Source organism: Kamptonema sp. PCC 6506 (genome assembly GCF_000180455.1).
In the GTDB taxonomy this organism is placed as follows: domain Bacteria; phylum Cyanobacteriota; class Cyanobacteriia; order Cyanobacteriales; family Microcoleaceae; genus Kamptonema; species Kamptonema formosum.
In genome coordinates this window covers 48,875-54,879 of the sequence record NZ_CACA01000075.1, presented here as the reverse complement: position 1 = coordinate 54,879, position 6,005 = coordinate 48,875, and the positions used below count along the sequence as shown (strand labels likewise).

Here is a 6,005-nt window from a genome sequence, read left to right as displayed (position 1 = left end):
ATTTAATTAAGTGGATTTACTTACCTGTAGCGAAACCTACAACTTTAGTAGTGATGACAATTAAAGCTGAAGTTGAAAATCTATCTTCATCCGCAATTCGGCTAGAATTTTGTAGGATTATTAGATTCATTTACCTACTCCCACTTAACGTCATTACTAATGCCGAATTCCCTTGATAAACTCATTCCTCGCCTCAATTCTTGAAGGCATTAAAACACAACGCACCAACAAATCTAAATCCAACTCCGGTAAAAACTCACTTCTTGAAATTTGCTCATAATCATCACCTCGAAGTCGGTAGACAGAAAGCTGATTATTTTCCCAAAACCAGACTTCAGTAATTCTCAATCGCTTGTACTTTAACAATTTTGTTAAATCACCGCTGGTAATTATTACTTCAAGAGTTAAATCGGGATGCTCTTTCTTTCCTCCTATATAATAAGACTCATCTGGCTCAAATGAGACCTCTTTTGCTTTATCTCTGCGAGTTGCACTTCCTACGGGGATAAATTCAATTCCCTGCTCAAAAAAATAAAGTGCTATAAATATAGTTAAAAGACTCTTGATAGTTTCATGTTGTTCTCCAAGTGTCATAAACTCTATAAACCCATCTAAATAAGTGATTCGCAATCCCGGCGTATCCGCCATTAAAAGTTCGATCGCCTCAAATTGTTCCCAAGTATAATAACTGGGGAGAACCAATCGCTGGTCTGTAAGCGTACCTATTTCTTCTAAAAGTTGTGTTGTCATAGTTATAGCCTATTTGAATCTGGCTAACCCCACCTAGTAAAAACTAGGCAGGGGTATTTACTCACATTATAACTTAATCAGCTAACTCAATAGCGCGTTTTTTCAACGCCTCAGCAGTCAACCCATTAAAGGCCATCAATTGTCCTGCTGTTGCGGTAGTTTCTCCCCGTTTCCAGGCGAAAGTATCACGCTTGCTATTACTCCGTAACATAATTGGTTCCAACATCCCCGATGCACCACCAATTACGCCAATTAACGCATCACCGTCAAACATTTTCTCAAAGTCCGCATCGCTGATAAAACCGCCATCGGGTTCCGAACAAGTATCCCAAGCAACATCAGCAGAACGGTACAAACGCCGAGGATTAATTATAGAAATAATCCGAGAACCGATACCTTCTTTTTCTAAAGCTGCTGCTGCTTCAAATACAGGAATTAGTGTCATATCGCCGATCGCGGCAAATACAACGGTCTTCTTCCCGGCAATTTCTTGCAGTACAACGCCACCTTTTTCTAAACCTTGTTTTGTCTGTTCAAAGGTGGTACGAATTGGCAAGGGTGACTTACTGGCAGTAATCACAATTCCCTTATTCTTAGCTGTTAAAGCCCAATCATAACAGACTTGAATGCTGTTAGCATCCGGGGGAAACAAAGGAAATACATTGCCATTCCGCATCATGGCGGCAAAATAAGCTTCAATCTCTGGACGTTGGTGCGTCCAACCATTACGACCTTGTTCTAATGCACCGGCAGTAAATAAGGTAATAGTAGCCGGAGTTGGTCGCCGTAATTCTGCCATTGCTTGGGTGACTGTTTGCCAAATTGGTAAGCCATTAATGGCGAAAGATTCGTAAGAACACCACAAACTACGCGCTCCCATTAGCGATAAGCCAACGGCTAAACCTGCACAAGCATCTTCACTCAATGGTTCGTAAACTTGACCGTTTGGTGATTGATTGTATAAGTCATCTGTGGTAGGATGAATAATCTTCAAGGCTTGGTTAATGTTGGCAATTCCTGATGCTTCATTGCCATCTGCATTGGTAACAATAAAAGTGCGATCGCGTTCTCCGACTTTACCAACTAAGCGCCCCATTGCGGTTGTGGAAACCTTGGCTTCACCGCCAACGGTATACTCTTCTAAAGGCAATTCTCCTAAATCTGCTAAGGGTAATTGAAATTCAGTAACAGCAGTTTTAGCAGCAGGGCCGCCGCCAGCACGTTCGCAGTTTGTCCGTACTAATTCCCAAGCTTCTACAGATAAAGCACGACCTTTCAAAGCATCAATAATATGCTGACTCTCCAGCGTATCTTTGGGATAAAGATTGTGCGATTTCGCACCCCGTGCGTGAACGCCTGCGCCTTTCAATTGTTTGATGATAAATACAGTCAATTTACCACCCAAGGCTGATTTTGCAGCTTTATCGACAGCCTCTAAAACAGCCTGGGTAAAGGCCAGCCGTTGTGCGATTGAAAAAGCAGTGCTGTCAATATAATCTCCCGCTTGATTCTTGTCGTCAAACTCCTTAGCATCAACTAAGATGACTTCTTCAAAACCATTTCCTTGCCAATAAGCAATCATTTCGGCATTAGTTTTAGTCGAAACCATGCTATGATGTTCCTGAGAAAAACCGTTCCAAACTAATACGGGTAAAAAGTTGGTAACGCTAGGATAAGCAGTGTGAAAATGTGCCATACTGCTCATAGGATAAGGTTCCCCCATCCCACCATCTCCCATTGTGAAAGGAAACAGTTTATCGCGGTGTAAAAGTGCAGCAGCCATAGCAAAATGTTGCCCTTGACCGAGGGGGCCAGCAGGTGCTAAAATGCCAGGAATATAACCGGAAAGATGGCCTAATAGTCCGTGCTGTTCGCGAAAGCGATCGCGCAATTGTTGCACAGTTTCAATGCCCATATCCTCCAAAGAGCGATCGAGAAACATGGCACTGTAAAATCCTGGCGCGTGATGCCCTACTTCCGTTAGAATGTTTTTGTGGCCCAGCATGACTAAAGCTGCATAAGCCTCCGCTTGGCTAGCAAAACCCCCCGGATGACCAGAAGCTTTACTTCCCGTGACTTGCAGTGTCAAGTAGCGCAAAGCATCGGCAGCAAGTAAAGTTTGAAAGACGGCGGCGGGATCGGTAGCATCCGCGATCGCACCAGCACCCTCCGCGATCGCAGGAGTTTTCCCATAAGTCTCAAAACCCGGCACAGCCTCACCAAAATACTGGATACCTTCGCAAAAAGCGGGAGTTGTTGACGTTGCCTTCGGAGTAGTTGCAGTCATTCCTTAATACCTTAAAATTTGGGATGAAATCAATTTAAAATTAATTCTATAACTTGATTGTTACAAAAAAATCATCATTAAAGAAGGGGCTAGGGGCTAGGGGCTAGGGACTAGGGAAAGAGGTAGAGAGGGGAAGAAGGGAAGATGGGGAAGGTACCAATTACCAATTACCAATTACCACTCATCAATTACCAACTAACAACTAACAACTAACAACTAACAACTAACAACTAACAATTACAAAACTGTAACCAAAATGACACTACCTAACGGCCCCAAAACTTTCTCCTACGTGCAGTTAATTCAATGGATCGGCGATCCATTGGCATATATGGATCGATATGCAAAAGAATACGGCGACATTTTTACAACTAGATGGGGAAAACTAGATCCCTTCGTAATGATTAGCAACCCCCAAGGGATGCAGGAAATGCTCACAAGCACAGCTTTTGAGGCCCCTGGAAGGGCGAACGGGATTTTAAAACCCATGCTAGGGGAGAATTCGATGATTCTGCTTTCAGGCGATCGCCACAAACGCCAGCGGCAATTATTAATGCCACCCTTTCACGGAGATCGGATGCGGAATTACAGCGAGAAAATTTGCGCGATCGCCAGCGAAGTTATCAGTAACCAAGCGATCGGCACACCCTTCTCCACCCGCAGCGTCATGCAAGAAATTACCATGCGCGTCATCCTCCACACCGTCTTTGGCCTAGATCGAGGGCCCCGCTTCCAAAAACTCCGACCAATTCTCGGCGAAATGCTAGACATGACAGGTTCACCCCTGAGTTCTAGCATCCTATTTTTCGACTGGATGCAGCAAGATTTAGGCCCTTGGAGTCCCTGGGGGCGGATGATGCAGCGACAACGGCAAATTGACGAACTCCTATTTGCTGAAATAGAAGAACGCAGAGCCCAACCAGAGTGCGATCGCACCGACATCCTCAGCTTAATGATGGGCGCGATCGACGAAAACGGGCAACCCATGACCCGTGAAGAATTGCGAGACGAACTACTAACCCTACTCTTCGCCGGACACGAAACCACCGCCACCGCCTTAGCCTGGGCATTTTACTGGATACACCAAATACCAGCAGTACGCGAAAAATTACTACAAGAAATCGACAGTTTAGGCGAAAATCCCGACCCAATGGCGATTTTCCGACTACCTTACCTCACCGCCGTCTGCAATGAAACCCTACGGATTTATCCCGTCGGAATGCTTACATTTCCGCGAGTAGTGCGCGAACCCGTTTCATTAATGGGTTATCAACTTGAACCTGGCACAACCGTAGTTGGCTCAATTTACCTCACACACCGCCGCGAGGATTTATACCCAAATCCCCTGGAATTTAGACCAGAACGATTTTTAGAAAGGCAATTCTCCCCTTACGAATATTTACCCTTCGGCGGCGGAACCCGTCGCTGCATTGGGCTAGCATTAGCCCAACTAGAGATGAAATTAGTATTAGCCGTAATCCTGCGCGATTACAACTTAGCCTTAGCCGATAAACATCCCGTGCGTGCGAAGCGTCGGGGCGTAACTTTAGGGCCCGCTGGCGGCGTGAAGATGGCGATCGCAGGGCGAAGAATGCGCCCAGAAGTCCCTCAACCCTTTGCTAGTGTTGTTTGAAATTGGAAATAGGAGTTCCTGGGAATACCTTGAATTGCAATGATTTTCCGTAAAAGTGGGTAATTGCAATAGCCCACTTGAGAAATCAAAAGCCTGCCTGTAATAATAAAAGACAGATATGCATACCCTGTTAATTCAGAGCGGTCGGAAGTGTGTTAGCTATGGCTAACATCTTCCGCCCTTTCTATTTGTAGGGTACTTAAAGGAAATGGGAGTCACGGGAGTCAGTCAAAAGAACCCAGAAGTCAAAATTCACTCGCTATATTACCCATTAGCAATTAGTAATTACCAATTACCCATTAAGTAGTCCGACATAAATAAATGCTTATATAACTTGTAGGGTGGGCGATCGCCGTAAAAATCTTGTCACGAGTAGCTAATATGGTTTCGGCGAGCGCCCACCTTACCCTTAGCAATTAGCAATTAGCCATTACCCCTCAATCCTCCGTCTTTAGAAACTCCGATACTGAGACAGACTTCGGAAGATTTTCTACATCTCTGATCTCACTTTCATGGGCGAAAAACTCCACCTCTTTATTATCAATATCGATTTGATAATTAGTAGTAGCAGTAACTATACGACGCTTTTTTTTATCTTCTATTAACACCCAACACACCACAGGCCTCACCCATCTCTCAATGTGATTGCTATGTTTGGTACTGCCAAAAGCATACCAACCTTTAGCCTCTATAATTTGAAGAACTTTAAAATCATTGCTCGCCATTAGTTCACCTATAATCCCCAATTCACTATTAATCTTATACCAATTTTCACAAGTCTTCCTACAATTCTGAGCTTGAGTTTTACTTCATTAAATCAAACTTACTCTTGTGAATGTTACATAACTTTTCAGGAGTTGATTGTCTGCTGACTCTACCAGTGGCGCGATCGCCTGAGTCCTCTACCAGGCGCAGCAGCATTCGGCCGCCCTTGCAACCTTTCGGATGCGCTTACTTTTGAGCCTATATTATAATTATACATTATATCAAGTTTCCTGGATTGCACTCTCTTAAAGATAATTTGTAAAGTAAAAATAAGAACAACCTACAGATAGCTGTAAACAGACAATGTATATAGATAAGACTGCTAATTAGTTTGCTAATTACTATAAAACTTTACAAATTCTGGAAACAATATCAAGGCTCATAAGCGTCATAAATAGCTATAATTACGATTGCGGGAGCGGGAAGTCCTTAAGTAGTAATACTTACCAAAACACTGCGGCTGCTAACAAAATCACTATAAAAAATAGAGCAGTTTTTAAGATTTACTTCCTAAACCTCGTTTCAGTAAATACTGGGAAAAATGTAAACCCACAACCCATTATCTCTGGA

4 protein-coding genes are annotated in these 6,005 nt (G+C 43.6%); 1 reads left to right on the top strand and 3 read right to left on the bottom strand.

The genetic code is table 11. From position 1 onward, the window contains the following. Window positions 1-156: 156 nt before the first annotated feature. Complete coding sequence (locus OSCI_RS03800) at window positions 157-750, bottom strand: Uma2 family endonuclease (RefSeq protein WP_007353541.1); 594 nt, start codon at window positions 748-750, stop codon at window positions 157-159. A gap of 73 nt (window positions 751-823) precedes the next feature. Continuing rightward, a complete protein-coding gene (locus OSCI_RS03795; RefSeq protein ID WP_007353540.1) occupies window positions 824-3,037 on the bottom strand; it encodes a transketolase in 2,214 nt (737 codons plus the stop codon). 256 nt (window positions 3,038-3,293) lie between these two features. Here OSCI_RS03795 and OSCI_RS03790 point away from each other — a divergent pair, with 256 nt between their 5' ends. Beyond that, the gene (locus OSCI_RS03790; protein WP_007353539.1) at window positions 3,294-4,670 is read left to right on the top strand and encodes a cytochrome P450; all 1,377 of its coding nucleotides are present in this window, start codon (window positions 3,294-3,296) and stop codon (window positions 4,668-4,670) included. A gap of 437 nt (window positions 4,671-5,107) precedes the next feature. Here OSCI_RS03790 and OSCI_RS03785 read toward each other — a convergent pair whose 3' ends face one another. Continuing rightward, window positions 5,108-5,395, bottom strand: a complete 288-nt coding sequence (locus OSCI_RS03785) for a hypothetical protein (RefSeq protein ID WP_007353538.1) — start codon at window positions 5,393-5,395, stop codon at window positions 5,108-5,110. Window positions 5,396-6,005: the final 610 nt, after the last annotated feature.

Bases quoted from the DNA above. Each gene is read 5' to 3' on its own strand.
- OSCI_RS03795 (WP_007353540.1), bottom strand. From the start codon at position 3,037: ATGACTGCAACTACTCCGAAGGCAACGTCAACAACTCCCGCTTTTTGC.
- OSCI_RS03800 (WP_007353541.1), bottom strand. From the start codon at position 750: ATGACAACACAACTTTTAGAAGAAATAGGTACGCTTACAGACCAGCGA.
- OSCI_RS03785 (WP_007353538.1), bottom strand. From the start codon at position 5,395: ATGGCGAGCAATGATTTTAAAGTTCTTCAAATTATAGAGGCTAAAGGT.
- OSCI_RS03790 (WP_007353539.1), top strand. From the start codon at position 3,294: ATGACACTACCTAACGGCCCCAAAACTTTCTCCTACGTGCAGTTAATT.